This window comes from Kitasatospora sp. NBC_01539 (assembly GCF_045040525.1).
Taxonomy (GTDB): Bacteria; Actinomycetota; Actinomycetes; order Streptomycetales; family Streptomycetaceae; genus Kitasatospora.
The window spans coordinates 570,459-588,580 of record NZ_CP109390.1; the positions used below are offsets into that span (position 1 = coordinate 570,459).

Genomic DNA, 18,122 nt, shown 5'->3' on the forward strand with positions numbered 1-18,122 from the left:
GAGCGGCCGCTCGACAACGGAAATCCGGTCGCGGGCCGGATTTCCGTCGTCGAGCGGCCGCGGACCCGGTCACCGACACGTGTGCACGCACCCCGAGGAGCATGAGGGCGGCACCGGAATGACACGAGGAGGCCGAGGATCAGGGTGCCGGCCGCCCGCCGCGGCGACCGGGCGGCCTGTCCTGGTGGTGCACGCCACCGTCGGTCTCCTGGGCGTGCGGCGGGCCGGGCCGATCAGGCCGCCACCGACCGTGCGCCGCTGCGGGGCTCCGCCCGTACGACACGGCGGCGCCGGGACGGCATGCCGACGGTCGGGTTGGCGACGCCCCAGGCCGCGCCCTTGCAGATCAGTTCCTTGTAGAGGGCGGCCGGACGGCCCGTCAGGGTGCGCTCGACCGCGCGGTCGTCGGCGGTGACGAACTGGATCAGGCCCTCCTTGCGGCCGAGGGAGACGCACTGCTGGAAGTAGCGGACGGGCACGCGGGGGACCTTGGTGCCGGCGAGCCGGGCCGCGACGGCGTCGGCGGCCTGCCAGGCCATCGGCACGCCCGAGGCGCAGGACATGCGGAGGGGCTTGCCGCCCGGGCCGATCGCCGTGGCGGCGTCGCCCACGGCGTACACGTCCGGGTGGGAGGCCGAGCGCATCGTGCCGTCGACCACGATCCGGCCGTCGTCGGCGAGCTCCAGGGTGGTGGCCCGGGCGATCGGGTGGACGGCGAATCCGGTGGTCCAGACGGTGACCTCGGCGGGGATGTCCCGGCCGTCGGCCGTCGCCACGCGGTCCGCCGCCACGGTGGTGACCGCGGTGTGCTCGTGGACGGTGATGCCGAGCCCGTCCACCACCTTCCGCAGGTGGGCGCGGCCCTTCTCCGAGAGCCATGCGCCGAGGGCGCCGCGGGTGGCCAGGGCGACGTCGAGGTCCGGGCGGGTCTCGGCGATCTCGGTCGCGGCCTCCAGGCCGGTCAGGCCCCCGCCGATGACGACCACGGGCCGGCCGGGCTGCAGGGCGGCCAGGCGGTCGCGGAGACGGAGGGCGCCGGGACGGCCGGAGATGTCGTGGGCGTGTTCGGCCGTGCCGGGCACTCCCCCGTCGTTCCAGCCGCTGCCGAGGGCGTAGACCAGGGTGTCGTACGCCAGCTCCTGCTCGTGGCCGTCCGCGGCGGTGACCGTCACGCTCTTGCGGTCGACGTCCACGGAGGTGACCTTCGCGAGCTTCAGTGCCACGCCCGTGCCGGCGAACATCTCGTCGAACGGCCGGGGCCGGAGGTCCTGGCCGGCCGCGAGCTGGTGCATCCGGACGCGCTCGACGAAGTCGGGCTCGGGATTGACGAGGGTGATGGCGACGTCCTCCCGGTGCAGCCGCTTGGCGAGGCGGCCGGCGGCGACGGCTCCGGTGTAGCCGGCCCCGAGGACGACGATGCGGTGCTGCATGTGCCTGCTCCTGTCTGGAGGTTCTGCCGCTGTCTCTGCGCGGTTTCGTCTCCTGAACCGGGCAGCCCGGCGTTTCCTGACAGGACCGGGGTGTGAAGCACGTCACATCGGTCAGAGGGTGTGAAGCGGGGCGCTCCCGTGGCCGGCGGCGGCCCACTGCCCGGTCGCGCGGACGAGCTTGTCGGGGTTGACCTGGCTGCGGACGGCGGCGATGCCGTCCGCGGTGACCTCCAGGCAGGTGATGCCGATGACCCGGCCGTCCACGACCGCCACGGCGGCGGGCCCGCCGTTGGCGACCGCGCAGTAGAACTCGACCGCGCCGCCGACCTGGGCCCGCTTGGCCGCGCTGGGCTTGAACAGGCCGCGCAGGAACTTCGCGACCGCGAGCGCGCCCTCGAACGCCTTCGCGCGGGCCGGGACCTTGCCGCCGCCGTCGCCGACCGATACGGCGTCCTGGGTCAGCAGGCGCACGAGCGGTTCGGTACGGCCGCTGGTCGCCGCGGCCAGGAACTCCTCGACGATCCGCCGGGCGGCGGCCCCGTCGATCTCGGTGCGCGCCCTGCCGTCCGCGACGTGCTTCTTCGCCCGGTGGTGGATCTGCTGGCTGGCGGCCTCGGTGACGTTCAGGATCTCGGCGATCTCCCGGTGCGGGTAGCCGAAGGCCTCGCGCAGCACGTACACCGCCCGCTCGTTGGGCGACAGGCGCTCCAGCAGGACGAGGACGGCGTACGACACCGACTCGCGCTGCTCGGCGGTTTCGGCCGGGCCGAGCATCGGATCCCCGGCGAGCAGCGGCTCGGGGAGCCACGCGCCGACGTACGTCTCACGCCGGGCGCGGGCCGAAGTGAGCACGTTGAGACAGAGGTTGGTGAGGACCTTCGTCAGCCAGGCCTCCAGCACCTCGATCCGCTCGACGTCGGCCGCCTGCCAGCGCAGGAACGTCTCCTGCACGGCGTCCTCCGCTTCGTTCGCCGAGCCGAGCAACCGGTAGGCGATGGCCTCCAGTCGGGGCCTCGCGGCCTCGAACCGGTCCACGTCGCTCATGATCAGGGCCATGCCGCGATCCTAGTCGCTCCCGGGCACCGCCATCGGACGGCGGGGAGGTCGGATCTCCCGCGAAGGGGCACCGGGGGCGCCGCCCGGCCGGAGGCGTCCGAGGACGGCCGGGCTCCGGGTGGCGGCGGGGGTGACGGCCGTGTCCCCGTTGCCCGTGATCGGGCAGCCGCCGATCCGGCCGCAGGAGGCGTACCGGCCCTTCCCGTCGAGGACCGACGAGCGGGCGACGGTCGCCCCGGCCCGAAGTGAGGAGCCGTTCCTCTACCGCGGCTCGACCGTTGGGGAACCCGCGGTGCCTAGCGTCCTGTCCGCCGGAGCGATGGCCGCTCCGGGGACTGCGGACGGACCCGGGGGCATCCCTGAACGTCGCGGCGCGCAACGGCGGCACGCCCGGCGGGAACCGGGACGTCCGGCCGCTGCAGGGCGGCGGGCGTCCCTGCCGGGCTGCACACGGCGATGGGGGGGGAGAGCGGTCCACCGCCCCTGCCCGCCACCGGCTTCCCGGCCGGACGCACAACCCCTGGAGGAGGACACCTTGTTCGACGCACTGTCCGACGCCCTCGCCGACGAGCAGTTCTACGCGCCCCTCGGCACGATGGCCGACCCCGGCCGGCGCTTCGCCCCCGCCCGGGTGCCGGCCGGCTGGCACGGAACCGACCGGGACATCTGGACGGCGTGGGACGGCCCCGGGGTCCGCCGGGCCGAACAGGGCTGGAAGATCCACGTGTCGGCCCGGCTGGAGCGGGTCCAGGAGGTCCTCGACACGGTGGCGGACACGTGCTTCGCCGAGGGGGTGCCGTTCAAGCACGTGTCGGCGCGCTTCTTCTTCCTCGCCCTCCACCACAAGCACGCGGCCCGCTCCCAGTCGGGCAAGTCCTGCACCGTGTACCCGGCGGACACCGGGACCGCCGGACGGGTGCTCGCCCTCCTCGCCGACGCCCTGCACGGCGAGGAGGGCGCCTACGTCCTCACCGACCGCCGCTACCGTGACTCCCGGACCGTCCACTACCGCTACGGCGCGTTCGCCCGCCGGAGCCGGCTGCGGCCCGACGGCACCGCGGAACCGCTACTGACGGACGGGTACGGACACCAAGTGCCGGACGTACGGCAGCCGTTCTTCGTCCTGCCCGACGGCGTCGCCGACCCGTTCGTGGCCGAGGAGCCGGCACCGCACCGGGGCGCGATCCGGATCCGCGACTACGAGGTCGTCCGGGTGCTGCAGCCGAGCAACGCCGGCGGCGCGTACCAGGCCCGCGACACCCGCACCGGACGCCTCGTCCTCGTCAAGGAGGCACGCGCGCACACCGGCTACACCTGGGACGGCGCCAGCGCACGGGAGCGGCTGCGCCAGGAGTACGACATCCTCACCGCCGTGCACGCGGGCGCCCCGGGCGTCTGCCCCGAGCCGCTGGAGCTGTTCACCGCATGGGAGCACGACTTCCTCGTCATGGAACACGTCGAGGGCCTCCCGCTGGTGAAGTGGATCAACCACAGCTCCCCCGGCCTCCGGGCCGACCGGCCCGTCCAGGAGTTCGACCGGTACCACGCCGACTGCCGCCGCGTCCTCGCCGCGCTGGACACGGCCCTCGACCGGCTCCACGCGCTGGGGCTCCGGTTCGGCGACGTCAGCCCCGGAAACGTCATCGTCACCCCCGCCGGCGACGCCCGGCTCGTCGACTTCGAGTCCGTGACCCCGCAGGTCGACCGCCCCGCCCGCATGGGCACCCCGGGCTTCGCGCCACCCCCCGGCCTCGCCGCCGAGCACCCCGCCGACCCGGTCCTCACCGACCGCTACGGCCTGGCGGCCGTCGCCCTCACCCTGCTGGCGCCGTTCCACAACGCACCCCAGCTGACCCCGGCCAACCTCGCCCTGCTGCGGCGCGACCTGGCGGCGACCGCCCCGGTGCCCCGGGACCTGTGGCAGCGGGCCACCGCCTTCCACCGGCCCGACGGGAACGCACCCCCGGCGCTGCCCGCCCCCGAGGAGGTCGACGCCGACCCGCTGGGCTGCCTCGCCCGGCTCGCCGACCGGACCGCGCGGGGGCTGCTCGACCTGGCGGACCCCGACCGGCCCGACTGGGTCTTCCCGCCCTCGCCCCTGGCGTTCCACACCAACACGCTGTGCGTGGCGTACGGAACGGCCGGCGTGGTGCACGCCCTGCACCGGGCCGGCCTGCCCGTCCCGGACCACGTCGACAAGCGGCTGCGCCGGGACGCCCTGACCGCGGCCGACACGCTGCCCCCCGGGCTCGCCGTCGGCTCGGCCGGGGTCGGACGGGTGCTGGCCCGGGCCGGGCACCTCGACGAGGCGGTCGACCTGCTGCGCACCGCCGACCGCCATCCGCTGACGGCCGCCACGACCACACTGGCCGGAGGCCGGGCCGGGGTCGGCCTGGCCTGGCTCGCCCTGCACCGGCACACCGGCGACCCACACCACCTGGAGCGGGCCGCCGCCGCCGGCGACGCGGTCCTGCGCACCCCCGACCTGACGCGGACCCTCGGCGCCCACGACGCCCGCGGCCTGTTCCACGGCCGCTCCGGACTGGCGCTGTTCCTCCACCACCTCGCCCGCGCCACCGGCGAACAGCACTACCTGGCGGCCGGACTCGGGCTCCTCCACGAGGAGTTGGACCGCGCGGTGGAACTGCCCGACGGCTCCCTCTCGTTCGCCGACAACAGCGTGAACAGGCGGGTCATGCCCTACCTGGCCACGGGATCCGCCGGCATCGGAACGGTCCTGCTGCGCTACGCGGCCGCCACGGCGGACGAACGCTGCACCGCGGCGCTGCCCCGCGTCGTCGCGGACGCCCGCAAGGCCTGCGCGGCGCAGGCCGGCCTGCACGACGGCTTCGCCGGACTCGCCTACCTGCTCGCGGAACACGCCGACTTCACCCGGGACGCCGCCGACCGCCGGAACGCGGTGCGGATCGCGACCGGACTCCTCAAGTACGCCGTCCCCCACGGTGACGGCGTCCGCTGGCTCGGAACGGGCTCGCTCCGGTTCAGCGCCGATGTGGCCAGCGGCAGCGCCGGGATCCTGCTGGCGCTGCACCGAGCCCTCCACGGCCCGGGTGACGACTGGTTCACCCTGGATCCCGCCCACCCACAGGAAAACGAAAGGAACCGTCCATGACCGAGATCCTCGCCCTCCAGCAGCTCGAACTCGAATTCGACCAGGCGGAGGAGGCGTACCCCTACCCCTGCTTCAGCATCTACGCCAGTTCGTGGGTCGACGCCGACCTGTCCTGACCGGCACCGTCCGACGGCCCCGTCCCGACCAGGAAGGAACCGTGCCATGACCGAGATCCTCGCCCTCCAGCAGCTCGCGACCGACCCCGAGCCGGAGGCCGACGCGGCCTACCCGTGCCTCAGCATCTTCGCCAGCTACTACTACGAGACGCTGTAGCACCGGCGGGAACCGCCGCGCCGCCGGCATCCGACACCGGATGCCGGCGGCGCGGCCGTGCGTGACGCACCGCCAGGCCCGCACGCCGATCCGACGGCTACGGCCGGAGGACGCGTCGCGCGGACGGCCACAGCTACGGCTACGGCTACGGCTACGGCTACGGCTACGGCTACGGCTACGGCTACGGCTACGGCTACGGGAAGGCAACGCCTCGGCCGGGGAGAGGGCACCCGGCCGTGCCGGTTCACGACACGCCGGGCACCAGCCCGACCCGGTGGGCGAGGACGACCGCCTGGACGCGGTCACGCAGGCCGAGTTTCGCCAGGATCCGCGACACGTAGGTCTTGACGGTCTCGGACGTGATGAACATCGCCGCAGCGATCTCCGCGTTCGACAGCCCCTCGGCGATCAGCCGGAGCACTTCCAGCTCGCGGGGGCTCAGCACGCGCACGATGTCCTGACCGGCCGTCCGGGAGGTGCCGGCCGGTCGCAGGTGCTGGGCGAAGTGGCCGATGAGGTGGCGGGTGACGGCGGGTGCCAGCAGGGCCTCGCCCCGGGCGACGGTCCGGATGCCGTTGACCAGCTCCGCCGCGGGCGCGTCCTTGAGGAGGAAGCCGCTCGCTCCGGCTCGCAACGCGTCGTAGACGTAGGCGTCGACGTTGAACGTGGTGACGACCAGGACCTTCGACGTGCCTTCGGCATCCGGACCCGCCAGTTGCCGCGTCGCCTGGACACCGTCGAGCAGAGGCATCCGGATGTCCATCACCACCACGTCGGGGCGCAGCAGCCGCGCGGCCTGAACGGCCTCGTGGCCGTTCTCGGCCTCCCCGACGACCTCCATGTCCGGTTGCGCGGAGAAGATGGTGACGTAGCCGGTTCGCACCAGCGCCTGGTCGTCGCAGACGAGCACGCGGATCGGTGGTGGTGCATCACTCACGGGGGTCACTCCTGAAGGGACTTGGACGAAATCGTGGCGCGGACCCGGAACCCGCCCTCGGGCAGGGGACCGGACTCCAGTTCACCATCGAGCATCCGCACCCGTGCATGCAGCCCGGCCAGCCCGCGTCCGCCCGCTGGGCCCGGTTTCCGGGCGACCGGTGCGGCGGCCGGTCCGTCGGTGGTCACCTCGATCTCGATGTGCTCGTCGCCGTGCCGGAGCAGGACCCGTGTCGGCTCCCCGGCCGCGTGTTTCATGGCGTTGGTGAGCGTCTCCTGCACCACCCGGTACGCGGCCAGCTCCACGTCCACGCTCTGCGGCCGCCGTTCGCCCTGCTCGCTGAACACGACCGGCTGGCCCGACCTGCGGGCCTGCTCGACCAGATCCCCGACCCGCCCCAGGGCGGGTGCCCGGTCCGCACGCGCCGGGTCCGCGGCCCCCGACTCGCCGGTCGCCTCCAGGACGCCGAGCAGGTACCGCAGTTCCGTCAGCGCCCGGCGGCCGGTGTCGCTGACGGCCGCCAGTCCCTCGCCGACGCGTTCCGGCGCGGACGTGATCAGGAACTGCGCCGCGTCGGCTTGGACCACCATGGCCGTCACGTGGTGGGTGACCACGTCGTGCAGCTCGCGGGCGATCCGCGCCCGTTCGGTGACCGTGGCCGCCTCGGCGGCCAGCCGGCGCCGCTTCGCCTCTTCCGTCCGCCGCGTGCGCACCGTGCTCCCCGCCAGCCGGACCGCGGCCAGAATCAGATAGAACGCGAGGTAGTCCGGTATCTCCTGCGGTGAGCCGAGGCGGTGCAGGACGACGGCCAGCAGGGCATAGCCCGCACTCGCCACGGCGGCCAGCCCGTGGCGGAAGCGGACCTGATGGGCTCCGGCGGAGTACAGGGCCAGATACAGCCCCACACTCGCGAACGTCGTCGCGAAGCCCAGCGCCTGGTGCACGGCGAACGCGCCCGCGACAACGGCCAGGCAGGCCGCGGGCCACCTGCGGCGAACCGCCAGCGGCAGGGTCTGGGCCAGGACCAGCCCGACGCCCAGCACGCTCGCCGGCCGCTCGGGCAGATCGCCGATCTGTGCGCCGACGCCGGAGAGGGTCGGCACGAAGGACAGCAGGGTGAGCGTCAGAGCGAGGATGCCGTCCTTGAGGAGGGCATCCCGCTCCTGCCACCTGCCGAGCGGCGTCCTGAACAGCGCGAGGCTGCGGGGCGTCTGACGGTTCATCACTTCTGTTTCCTCCGGTGAGTCTGCCTCAGTGGCCCGCACGTCGGCGGGTCTTGATCCCACCGTTCCGGTGGGCGAGGACGAGCATCGGGACGGCGAGAGCCACGGCCATGAGGATGGGCGCGATCGACGCCTCCAGTCCGAAGTTGCCCCCGGTCAGGATGGCGGGGCCGTGGATGCCGACGGTGAACAGGCCCTCGGGGGCGTGTCCGGAGACCGGGATGCCGAGCAGTTGCTCCGTGGTGTTCCAGACGAAGTGCAGACCCACGACGAACCAGATGCTACGCCGCCACAGGAACGCGGCTCCGAGCAGGAGGCCCGCCTCCAGAGCGATAGCCACTGCGCTCCACCCGTTCGCTCCCGGGGCGCCCAGGTGGGCGACACCGAAGAACAGCGAGGTGATCACGATGGCGGCCCGGCTGCCCCACAACTGTTCCAGGGCCTGCAGTGCGAGAGCACGGAACAGCAACTCCTCGGTGACCGAGGCGCCGATCTGCACCACGACCGCGGCCAGGACGACCGACAGGAAGCCGTGGCCCGCCCAGGAGAACGAGTAGCCTCCGCACACCGTGATCAGGATGGTGGAGACGAGGACGAAGGCCAGGCCGATCCCGCCGCCGAGCAGCGCCGCCCGGCCGGCCCCGCGCCAGGCGATCTCCGGCGTGGAGCGGTGTGCCGCACGGTGCATGACCAACCGGTACACGGCCACTGCGGCGGCCGCGCCCAGCACCGGCACCGGACCCGGTCCGGTCGCCGTCAGGCCCGAAAGCAGGCCGACACCGACCGTCCCCGTCAGCATCCAGCCGAGCGGAGAGCGCACGATCCGGCCGAGCCGGCTGCCCCGTCCCTCGCGGTCCTCGTCCAGGCCGGAGCCTGTGTCGTGCGGTGTGACGGACGTCGTGTCCATGGTGGCCTCCCCTGTCGTGGTCGCACCTGCGGCGACCTGACGACCACACTAGGAATCCACCGACGTCCGCGAATCACCCTCTCAGGGACAGCTCCTGTAGCTCGCACGGGGGATGCGCCACCCGCGGCGGCGAGATCGGGGCGGGAGCCGGTGTCCTGAGGCGGGCCGCCGTCCGGTGGTCCGCAACGGCCACCACCGGCCCCGGATCCGGTTCAGGCCGCCGTCGACGCACAGGCTCGAACCGGTGATGAAGCTGCTCTGCTCGGAGGCGACGTACCCGAGGTGCTGGAGGCTGTAGAGCACGTTCATCGCGCAGTGCTTCGCACCGTCCTCGTTGCCCGTGATCAGACAGCCGCCGACCTGGCCGTAGTAGGCTTACTGGCCCTCGGAGTTGAGGATCGAGGAGCAGGCGTACAGCCGCTCGATCGCCGTCTTCATGACCGAGGAGTTGTCCCCCGGCCAGACCGGCGGAACACTCTGGCACCGTGGCTGACTTGCGGTGAAGACCGCCATGCCTTCGTGATCCTTCCAGGAGTACGCGAAATCCCAAATCTCGCGCGCACCGGCGCCGCCTGGGCAGTATCGCCGTCAGGACCAGCAACCGCACCGAGCCGCTGGAGGTCGCTCGCATCCGAGCCACCACCGCCCGCTCCGCACCCGCTCGGAGGGCGAGCGCCTCGGCGCTCGGCTACACCACCTCGACCCGGCCCACGGCATTCCCGATGCCCGCGCCCGCCGGCTGTGCTTGCCGACCCGGCGCGAGGACCTGAGCCCCAACGACTACGAAGCCCTTCAAGCAGCCTGAGAGGACGTCAAGTCCGTCTCTGGATGATCTGGTGTCGCCCGTTCGTGGGTGCGGAGGCATTCGACCTGACTCGCATGTCGCGTGCATGATGGGGTCGGAGCATGGAACGGGGTCCGTACTCAACGGACTTGCCCGACGGGCAGTGGGCCTTGATCGAGCCGCTGGTCACCGCCTGGAAGCGGGAGCGGCTGTCGCGGTCGGCGACCGGGGACCCGGGCTCCTGTGACCTGCGTGAGGTCGTGAACGCGTTGCTGTACCAGAACCGGACGGGCTGCCAGTGGCGGCTCCTGCCGCACGACCTACCGGCCTGGTCGGCAGTGTTCCACTACTTCACCCTGTGGCGGCAGGACGGTCTTGAACAGCGGATCCAGGAGATCCTGCGCTGCCAGGTGCGGGAGCGGGCCAGGGACTCCTCGACCAACCCGTGCGCGGCCGCTACCAGAGACGGACTCAACGTCCTCCGAGAACTCCCCCCTCCGCACCCCGGCGCGCCACCTCACCGGCCGCCGCCTGATCCGAGGCCGCCCGCACCCCACCCGACACCTCCACGATCGACGTGTTGCGACGACCGGGCCGGTCGGACGGGAGCGGGGTGGCCACGCACGCCGATCGCGGGATCGAGGTCGGGCCCGATGCGGGCGGCGCCGGCAGCCGGGTGGTCTTCAAGGGCATCCTGGACACGCCGGCGGAGGCACGCGACTCGCCGACGGCACAGGCCCTTGCGGCGGCGTTGAAGGGCGGCACGCCCGGTGCCGGCGAAAGCGGTCGTCCGACCGTCACGGTGGCGAATCCCGTTGCTGCGCAATCCTCTTGATGTGTCCTTGACCGGCGCACGGTCGAGTCGACTAGGCTAACTTTGGCATGTCCACTTGAAGGGTGGGGCTCGTCGTGGCGGTAGAACTGCCGGATCCAGTGGTCAAGCTAATCTCCTTACGCCGACACGACCCGGTCGGAGGTGGGCGAGGACAGCATCCTCGAACTCGCCACCTGTGTCGAAGACTTCGCCGAAAAGCCGGAGGTCTCGCACCAAGACGCCACCGCCGACCCGAAGAACCTCGCCGAGGGCTGTCGGGGCGCCTCCCGCGAGACGGTGGCCGCCATCCCGGCGGAAGGCATCGGACAACTCACATGTCCGAGCTCCTGACCGGCCGTCAGGCCGTGGCCATCTTTCCTCCCACAGCAGTTGGGACGTGTGCGCAACCATCGTCACCAACGGCGGACACGACGTCCAGGACTCCCGGTGCGGCCACACCTCCGTGGAGGTGTGGACCCTCGGCGCAGGCAGCCTCTCGCAGTACACCCAGGCCCTGGGCTGGAACGGGACCGGCCCCTTCCCCTACGCCGGCGATGTCGCCGTCAAGACCGACGTCCGCTGCTGACCCTTCGGCCCACGGCGACCGCCGTGGCGCCGGATCCCGGAACCGCTGTCGCCGACCGTCCGGCGGATTCTCCGAGGCCGGTCATGTCCATCGAGCAGTGCGGTACCGACCCCCGAGCCGTCACCGGAACCTGTACCGGCCACCCGGCTTCGCCGGCCGGTAGTGAGTACGCCCGCTGCGGCGCCGCCCCTCTCCGCGGTAACCAGGTCTGCGACGGCCGCACCCACCAGCCGCGCTGCCGACCGCTGTCCTCGTCACGAGCCCTCCGTCGAACTTCTCACCCGCCCGGTGCCCACACCGGGACGAGGCCGGGTCCGGGGCCGTTCCTCCATCGAGCCCGAAGGAACCATCGCATGGCATCCGTCATCAAGACCCGGAACACCGCGACCCGACTGCTCACGGCCGTCGCCGTCCTGAGCGGCCTGGTGCTGAGCGCCGCACAGGCCCACGCGGCAGCCCCACCGTCCCCTGACGAGGCGTCGGCCGCCGCTGCCGCGCTGCCCGTGGTGAACATGGAAGCCACCGTCCTGGCCGCCCAGATCGATCCCCGACGCGCCGACAGCACCCAGACCCCGGGCGCCCACGACTCGGTCCTGGCCGTCGAGCGGGCCCTGCAGGCCCGCGGCCTCCTGGACACCCGCTGGGTGGACGGGTACTTCGGCACCACCACCATCAGCGCCTACGCCGCCTTTCAGCGCTCCCTCGGCTACAGCGGCCTGGACGCCAACGGACTGCCCGGCACCTCCTCCCTCACCGCGCTCGGGCAGGGCCGGTTCACCCTCACCCGCCAGATCGGGCCGGGCGCGAAGCTGCGGCGCGACGGATACACCGTCGACACCCGCACCCAGAACATGCTCACCGAAGCCGAACGCATCCTGGGCTTCGCCCTGACCCTGGACCAGGGCTCCTACAACCCCGGCGGCGATCCCACCTCCGCGGGCACCCACGACGGCGGCGGCGTCGTGGACATCAACGTCGACGGGATGACCAGCACCACCCGCACCGCCGTCGCCAAGGCCCTGCGCCAGGTCGGATTCGCCGCCTGGGTCCGCAACCCCACCCAGGGCGACTGGCCGTGGCACATCCACGCCGCGGCGATCAGCGACACCGACCTGGCCACCCAGGCCCAGAACCAGACCGGTGACTACTACCTCGGCCTCAACGGCCTGGCCAACCACGCCCCCGACGACGGCCCCCGCATCCCCATCCAGACCTGGGAGGAGTACCGGCGCACCCACTGACCGCGCCCGCCCCCCACGCACGACCGAAGCACCCCGTCGATGACACTCCGCGAAAGGGAGAACCGTGAAGAACATACGCACCACGCTCGCCGTCGCCGGCACCGCCCTGGTCATGGCCATTCCGCTCGTCGCCGCCACCTCCGCCCCTGCCTTCGCCGCGTCCCGCGACGGGGACTGCGACTCCGGCGAGTTCTGCTACTACTACAACAGCAACGAGGCCGGCTCGATCTCCGACTTCACCGGCTCCATCAGCGACTACGGGACCACCCAGCCGACCTGCTACGAGTTCAAGGGCTCCGGCAACGGCCAGGGCGTCTGCATCAAGAACAACGCCGCATCCGTGTGGAACCGCACCGGCAAGACCGTCCGCGTCTACTACAACAGCGGCTACGCCGGCGCCAGCCAGGACTTCGCCCCCGGCGCCAAGGGCAACCTCAACGCCACCCTGAAGAACAACAACGCCTCCCACCAGTTCCTCGGCAGCAGCGGCGGCGGCAACCAGAGCCCCACCAACGACTTCGACCACCGCACCCGAGGCTTCGCCGCCGACAACTGCACCGCCTTCGCGGCGTACCGCATCGCCAGCCGTCTCGGCGTCCCGAGCTTCAGCAACTCCTGGGGCGGCACCACCTGGGGCAACGCCGGCACCTGGGACAACGCCGCCCGCCGCGTCGGCGTCACCGTCAACACCACCCCCACCGTCGGGGCCATCGCCGTCAACGACGTCCACAAGGTCGGCCACGTCGCGTACGTCAACGCCGTCCACTCCGACGGTTCCTTCGACGTCGAGGAGTACAACTGGAACAACCCCCTCGCCTACGGCACCCGCACCCACCTCCACGTCAGCAGCGCACAGGCCGACTTCCAGTGGATGCTCCACTTCTGAGCAACCACCGGCAGGACACCGGCGCCCCCGGGGTGATCCTGTGAGTGTGCAGGTCGCGGCGGTGTGACGACATCCGCGGCAGCGGTACACGTCGAAGCCCCGTCGGGCGAGGTCGATCAGGAAGGGTCACCCGCCCGACGGGGCTTCGACGTACCGCCGATCAGCGGGCAACAGCCCGGTCAAGCTGCAGGGCTGATGCAAAGTTAGTTGATTTTGCATATTGCCTGGTCGGTGTGGGTGTCCGAAGCAGGTGAAGCTCCGTTGTGGTTGATGACCTCGCGAGTCGTCCACCAGCAACGGAGCTTCGGTGCGTCAGTCTGCCATGTCCTGTCCCTGCTTGGAGTGCGGTGCCGGTGTGTCGGGTGCGCACGGCTTTACGGAGCTGGTGGGCGGGCTGCGGGATCCGGGGAAGGCGCGGGGGCGTCGGCATCCGCTGCACGCGGTGCTGCTGGTTGCGTTGTGTGCCATGGCCTGCGGGTTCGACTCGTTCCGGGCGATGGGGCAGTGGGCGGCCGCGGCTCCGCAGGAGACGCTGGTGCGGCTGGGACTGCAGACACGCGGGGCGTTCGCGCTCGCGGTGCCGCCGAGCGCGTCCACCATCGGGCGGGTGGTCTCGGCGGTGCTGCCCGGCGGGCTGGAGGTGCTGCTGCGGGCCTTCCGGGAGAAGGCGGTGACGGTGGCCGTGGACGGAAAGCGCCTGCGCGGCTCCCGCCGCGGGGCAGGCGCGGTGGTGACCGTGCCGGGGGGCGATGCTGCAGGACGGGACGCTGGTCGCGCAGCAGCGGGTGCCGGACGGGACGAACGAGATCACCGGGTTCGCCGCCCTGCTCGCGGCCCTCGACCTGGCCGGGGCGGTGGTCACCGCGGACGCGCTGCACACACAGCGCGAGCACGCGAAGGTGCTGGTCAAGGAGTTCGGCGCCCACTACGTCTTCGTGGTCAAGCGTAACCAGCCCGACCTGTGGGAAGCGTGCCGGGCGGTGCCCTGGGACCGCGTGCGTGCCTCACGCTCCACCGTCCGCGCCCACGGTCGCGTGGAGACCCGGATCATCAAGGCCGTGACCTGGGAAGGTCTCGACTTTCCGCACCTTCGGCAGGTCGCGCGTGTCACCCGCCACCGAGCCCTGCGCGCGAGCGGGAAGCGGTCCCGGGAGCGCGTGTACGTGATCACCGACCTGTCCTCGCGGCAGGCCGGCCCGCAGCGGACCGGCGAGATCACACGAGGGCACTGGGGCATCGAGAACAAGGTCAACCACGTGCGGGACGTGACACTGGGTGAGGACGCTTCCCGCATCCGCACCGGCCACGGAGCCCAGAACATGGCCACGTTGCGATCAGTCGCGATGAACTTTGTACGCAGGGCCGGAAGTTCCATCGCCGACACACGCCGCCGACTGGCCCTCGCACCGCACACAGCCCCGCTCGACCTCTTCGGCATCCCCCGTGACCTGCGCATTCACAGCTGAAATCCGACTTTGCATCAGCCCTGCTGTACAGATACCTGATTGACCATCAGAACAGTCAGCAAAAGGTCAGCATTGATCCTGCCAAACCCTGTCGTACATGCCTACACACGAGAAGGTCGGCAGTGCAGCGCAATGTGCCGACCCACATGATTGGCAGGTCAGCGAGGCTCCTCACGCGCTCCTCGGAGCGGAGGTTTCAGCGGTAGTTTCGTGCAGGCGGAACAGCCCCGTGTGAAGGGAAAACCAGCAGGTCAGCGCGCCCGACCCCGTGGCTTCAGCGGCACGGCGGGCAGCGTGGGAGCAGCCAGCCGGGCGCCGTCGTAGCCGTGCACCTCGCCGAACCGACGCCCCTTCTCCCAGTCCTCCCGTGCCTGTACGGTCTCCTCACCGGATCGGCCGATGAAGTTCCACCACATAACAACCGGTTCAGCATGGCAGGAGAGGTTCGAACCTCCGCTCAGGCTGCCCGGGATTCAACGGTGCTCGGGGTTCTCGAAGTCGAAGCGGCAGCCGGCGTCCCACTCCGAGCGCTGGTTGCCGTGCGCGGGAATGCCGCCGGCGTCCTTCAGCATGCGGGCCAAGTGCAGGAGGTTCCAGGTCATGAAGGTGGTGTTGCGGTTGGTGAAGTCGTTCTCCGGCCCGCCCGACCCCTCGTCGAGGTACGACGGCCCCGGGCCCGCGGCGCCCACCCAGCCCGCGTCCGCCTGCGGCGGGATCACGTACCCGAGGTGCTGAAGGCTGTAGAGCACGTTCATCGCGCAGTGCTTCGCACCGTCCTCGTTGCCCGTGATCAGACAGCCGCCGACCCGGCCGTAGTAGGCGTACTGGCCCTCGGAGTTGAGGATCGAGGAGCAGGCGTACAGCCGCTCGATCGCCGTCTTCATCACCGAGGAGTTGTCGCCGAGCCAGACCGGGCCGGCGAGGACGAGGATGTCGGCGGCCATCACCTGCGAGTAGAGGACCGGCCACTCGTCGGTCTCCCAGCCGTGCTCCGTCATGTCGGGCCAGACGCCGGTGGCGATGTCGTGGTCGACCGTGCGGACGACGTCGACGGCGACACCCTGCCGCTCCAGGATGCCCCGGCTGATGTCGATCAGGCCCTGGGTGTGGCTGCGCTCGGGCGAACGCTTGAGGGTGCAGTTGAGGAAGAGGGCGCGCAGATCGCCGTAGGAGGCGGCGGCGTCGGGGGTGGTCATGGCGGTCAGCAGAGCACACGGGTGCGGCCAGGGCGAGCATCGTGGGCCGTCCGGGTGGCGGCGGCGGGTCGACGGCCTGCCGGGTCAGCCCGGGTCCTGCCGGGTCCGGCGGGGTCCGACAGGACCGGCGGGAACAGACCGGGGGCGTTTTCCGTTGTCCGGTGCGGCGCTCCGGCGCCGTGACCCGACGTCCCCCGAAGGGAACCCTCCGTTGAGCCTGTACGACATCCCGCTGCGCACCCTCGCGGGCGAGCCCTCCTCGCTCGCCGACCACAAGGGCAAGGCCGTGCTGGTGGTGAACGTGGCCTCGAAGTGCGGCCTGACCCCGCAGTACGCCGGCCTGGAGCGCCTGCAGCAGCGGTACGCGGACCGCGGCTTCACCGTGGTCGGCTTCCCCTGCAACCAGTTCATGGGCCAGGAGCCCGGCAGCGCCGAGGAGATCCAGACCTTCTGTTCGACGACGTACGGCGTGTCCTTCCCGCTGTTCGAGAAGGTCGACGTGAACGGCGACGACCGTCACGCCGTGTACGCGCAGCTGACCGAGGCGGCGGACGCCGAGGGTGCGGCCGGCGACGTCCAGTGGAACTTCGAGAAGTTCCTGCTGTCGCCCGACGGCACGGTCGTGGGCCGCTTCCGCCCGCGGACGGAGCCGGAGGCCGACGAGGTGATCGCCGCGATCGAGGCCCAGCTGCCGGCCTGAACCCGGCCTGAAGCACCGAACCGGATCCCGGTCCGGCCACCGGCCCGCACGCCGGTCACCGCCCCGGCCGTCCTCCCCCGCGCGGGGAGGACGGCCGGGGCGGTGTGCGTCAGCGGCCGAAGGTGTCGATGCCCTCGATCAGCCAGCGGCCGTCGCGGCGCACGGCGTCGACCGCGAACATCGCCGCCGCGTACGTGGCCCCGGTCTCGGCGCCCTGGGCGGTGCTGGTGTTGCGCTGGTCGGCGAAGACGACGACGCGGGCCCGGCCACCGGTGAGCAGCTCCACGCCACTGTCGGTGACGGTGGTGGTGAGGACCAGTCTGCGGGCCGCGGCCTGCGCCCTGACCTCGGCGAGCATCGCGGTGTGCTGTTCGACGGCCTTGCCGGTGAGCAGTTCCTCGGCGGCACGGTCGGTGCGGGCGGGGTCGGCGAAGCTGTACGAGAAGAGCGATCCGACCGCCTCGGAGACGGCGGCCCGCACCTCCCCGGTGCGGGCGGGGTCGGTGAGGGCGTGGTTGCGCCCGGCCGATCCGGCGTCGAGGTCGGCGGTGCGGACGGCGGCCAGCGCGGCGAACGCCCCCAGCAGCAGGGCGGGCAGCAGGAGCGCGGCCCGCAGGCGCGGCCGGGGGCGGGAGCGCCTCCGGGCCGCGGTGGCGGGGCCGTCCTCGTCGTGGACGGTCGCGGGCTCCGTGCGGGAGCCGCGGGCGGGTGTCCGGGGCGTGGTCGGCGGAGCGGGCGCCGTGGTGGCGGTCGCGGTCGCGGTGCCGGCGACCGTGGCGGGGCCGGTGGCGGCGCCGACCGCGGCGAGGCGGCGGTGGCGGTTGATCAGGTGCCGGGTGGTGGACACGTCGGCCGTCCTCTCGCTGGTCGGTTCAGTGGCCGGGGGTGGCGGAGGCCGAGGGGCCGGTGGGGGCGGCACTGGCCGTCGGCGCCGGTGTGTCGGCGGTGGTGCCCATCGGGGCCTGTCCGAGGGCGCTGAGCTTCCAGGTGTCGCCGGTGCGGGTGAGCTCGCCCAGCAGGCGGCTGTCCTTGGTGGAGGTCGCGGGGGTGGCGGCCTTCGGCGTGCGGACGGTGATCCGCACGGCGACCATGACGGTGGCGCGGCCGGCCCGGTCGTCGAGCTCGGTGACGGCGCCGGAGAGGATCTGGGCGCTGGTGACCGTCTTCGCCTGCTGCACCTGGGCGGCGAACGCGGCGCGGCCCTGGACGAGTTGGTCGTGCAGGGCGCCGGTGGTGGAGGACTCCCAGAGGGCGAGGCCGCGGTCGAGGTCGGCGGCGTCGAGGGTGTTCATGTTCTGCACGGCCTGTTCTCCGGCGGCGAGCACCCGGTCGCGGGTGCGGGCGAACGCGGCGGAGTCGTCGTGCGCGGCGGCGTACCAGCCGTAGCCGAACCAGACCGCGAGGACGGCGGCGGTCAGGGCGAGGCAGGCGGCGGCCCGGGTGCGGTGCGCGGCGGTGACGGCGGTCGGGCGTCGTCGCGTCATCTGGTC

Annotated in this window: 16 protein-coding genes and 4 pseudogenes; 10 read left to right on the forward strand and 10 right to left on the reverse strand. The window is 72.3% G+C overall.

The features are described 5' to 3' along the window. Nucleotides 1–233: 233 nt before the first annotated feature. Together OG335_RS02440 and OG335_RS02445 are read right to left on the reverse strand one after the other, a co-directional pair. Nucleotides 234–1,430 (reverse strand): NAD(P)/FAD-dependent oxidoreductase, encoded by a 1,197-nt coding sequence (locus tag OG335_RS02440; protein WP_405009287.1) that lies wholly within the window; start codon nucleotides 1,428–1,430, stop codon nucleotides 234–236. Nucleotides 1,431–1,541: 111 nt separating this feature from the next. Continuing rightward, a complete protein-coding gene (locus OG335_RS02445; protein WP_405009288.1) occupies nucleotides 1,542–2,486 on the reverse strand; it encodes an RNA polymerase sigma-70 factor in 945 nt (314 codons plus the stop codon). Nucleotides 2,487–3,021: 535 nt separating this feature from the next. Here OG335_RS02445 and lanKC point away from each other — a divergent pair. Then, nucleotides 3,022–5,619, forward strand: coding sequence for a class III lanthionine synthetase LanKC (lanKC, locus tag OG335_RS02450; RefSeq protein ID WP_405009289.1), 2,598 nt, complete (start codon nucleotides 3,022–3,024; stop codon nucleotides 5,617–5,619). A 517-nt stretch (nucleotides 5,620–6,136) separates the two neighbouring features. Here lanKC and OG335_RS02455 read toward each other — a convergent pair. The 4 genes and pseudogenes from OG335_RS02455 to OG335_RS02470 form a co-directional block, all read right to left on the reverse strand. Next, nucleotides 6,137–6,829 (reverse strand): response regulator, encoded by a 693-nt coding sequence (locus OG335_RS02455; protein ID WP_405009290.1) that lies wholly within the window; start codon nucleotides 6,827–6,829, stop codon nucleotides 6,137–6,139. A gap of 5 nt (nucleotides 6,830–6,834) precedes the next feature. Beyond that, nucleotides 6,835–8,052 (reverse strand): histidine kinase, encoded by a 1,218-nt coding sequence (locus tag OG335_RS02460; RefSeq protein ID WP_405009291.1) that lies wholly within the window; start codon nucleotides 8,050–8,052, stop codon nucleotides 6,835–6,837. A 28-nt stretch (nucleotides 8,053–8,080) separates the two neighbouring features. Continuing rightward, nucleotides 8,081–8,959: a CPBP family intramembrane glutamic endopeptidase gene (locus OG335_RS02465; protein ID WP_405009292.1), complete on the reverse strand. Its 879-nt coding sequence runs from the start codon at nucleotides 8,957–8,959 to the stop codon at nucleotides 8,081–8,083. A 255-nt stretch (nucleotides 8,960–9,214) separates the two neighbouring features. Then, nucleotides 9,215–9,427 (reverse strand): annotated as a pseudogene (locus OG335_RS02470) (flavodoxin family protein); the annotation flags it as partial. 438 nt (nucleotides 9,428–9,865) lie between these two features. Here OG335_RS02470 and OG335_RS02475 point away from each other — a divergent pair. The 8 genes and pseudogenes from OG335_RS02475 to OG335_RS02510 all read left to right on the forward strand — a co-directional run. Continuing rightward, nucleotides 9,866–10,172 (forward strand): annotated as a pseudogene (locus OG335_RS02475) (transposase); the annotation flags it as partial. A gap of 184 nt (nucleotides 10,173–10,356) precedes the next feature. Beyond that, nucleotides 10,357–10,578 (forward strand): hypothetical protein, encoded by a 222-nt coding sequence (locus OG335_RS02480; RefSeq protein WP_405015636.1) that lies wholly within the window; start codon nucleotides 10,357–10,359, stop codon nucleotides 10,576–10,578. 141 nt (nucleotides 10,579–10,719) lie between these two features. After that, complete coding sequence (locus OG335_RS02485; protein WP_405009293.1) at nucleotides 10,720–10,908, forward strand: hypothetical protein; 189 nt, start codon at nucleotides 10,720–10,722, stop codon at nucleotides 10,906–10,908. Between the two features lie 46 nt (nucleotides 10,909–10,954). Then, nucleotides 10,955–11,143 carry a hypothetical protein gene (locus OG335_RS02490; RefSeq protein WP_405009294.1) on the forward strand — a complete coding sequence of 63 codons (189 nt, stop codon included), beginning with the start codon at nucleotides 10,955–10,957 and terminating at the stop codon, nucleotides 11,141–11,143. Between the two features lie 353 nt (nucleotides 11,144–11,496). After that, nucleotides 11,497–12,384, forward strand: a complete 888-nt coding sequence (locus OG335_RS02495; protein ID WP_405009295.1) for a peptidoglycan-binding protein — start codon at nucleotides 11,497–11,499, stop codon at nucleotides 12,382–12,384. A 64-nt stretch (nucleotides 12,385–12,448) separates the two neighbouring features. Continuing rightward, complete coding sequence (locus tag OG335_RS02500; RefSeq protein ID WP_405009296.1) at nucleotides 12,449–13,270, forward strand: CHAP domain-containing protein; 822 nt, start codon at nucleotides 12,449–12,451, stop codon at nucleotides 13,268–13,270. A 322-nt stretch (nucleotides 13,271–13,592) separates the two neighbouring features. Beyond that, nucleotides 13,593–13,865 (forward strand): annotated as a pseudogene (locus OG335_RS02505) (transposase family protein); the annotation flags it as partial. Nucleotides 13,866–14,019: 154 nt separating this feature from the next. Further along, on the forward strand, nucleotides 14,020–14,736 hold the full coding sequence (locus OG335_RS02510; RefSeq protein ID WP_405009297.1) for an ISAs1 family transposase: 717 nt from the start codon (nucleotides 14,020–14,022) through the stop codon (nucleotides 14,734–14,736). Between the two features lie 251 nt (nucleotides 14,737–14,987). Here the strand turns inward: OG335_RS02510 and OG335_RS02515 are convergent. Together OG335_RS02515 and OG335_RS02520 are read right to left on the reverse strand one after the other, a co-directional pair. After that, nucleotides 14,988–15,164: pseudogene (locus tag OG335_RS02515) on the reverse strand (pirin family protein); the annotation flags it as partial. A gap of 45 nt (nucleotides 15,165–15,209) precedes the next feature. Then, nucleotides 15,210–15,932: a flavodoxin family protein gene (locus tag OG335_RS02520; RefSeq protein WP_405009298.1), complete on the reverse strand. Its 723-nt coding sequence runs from the start codon at nucleotides 15,930–15,932 to the stop codon at nucleotides 15,210–15,212. A 211-nt stretch (nucleotides 15,933–16,143) separates the two neighbouring features. On the opposite strand from OG335_RS02520, the gene OG335_RS02525 reads away from it, so the two are divergent. Next, nucleotides 16,144–16,632, forward strand: a complete 489-nt coding sequence (locus OG335_RS02525) for a glutathione peroxidase (RefSeq protein ID WP_405009299.1) — start codon at nucleotides 16,144–16,146, stop codon at nucleotides 16,630–16,632. Nucleotides 16,633–16,741: 109 nt separating this feature from the next. Here OG335_RS02525 and OG335_RS02530 read toward each other — a convergent pair whose 3' ends face one another. Both OG335_RS02530 and OG335_RS02535 read right to left on the reverse strand, forming a co-directional pair. After that, nucleotides 16,742–17,479, reverse strand: a complete 738-nt coding sequence (locus OG335_RS02530) for a hypothetical protein (protein ID WP_405009300.1) — start codon at nucleotides 17,477–17,479, stop codon at nucleotides 16,742–16,744. Nucleotides 17,480–17,504: 25 nt separating this feature from the next. Further along, nucleotides 17,505–18,116: a hypothetical protein gene (locus OG335_RS02535; protein ID WP_405009301.1), complete on the reverse strand. Its 612-nt coding sequence runs from the start codon at nucleotides 18,114–18,116 to the stop codon at nucleotides 17,505–17,507. Nucleotides 18,117–18,122 lie beyond the last annotated feature (6 nt).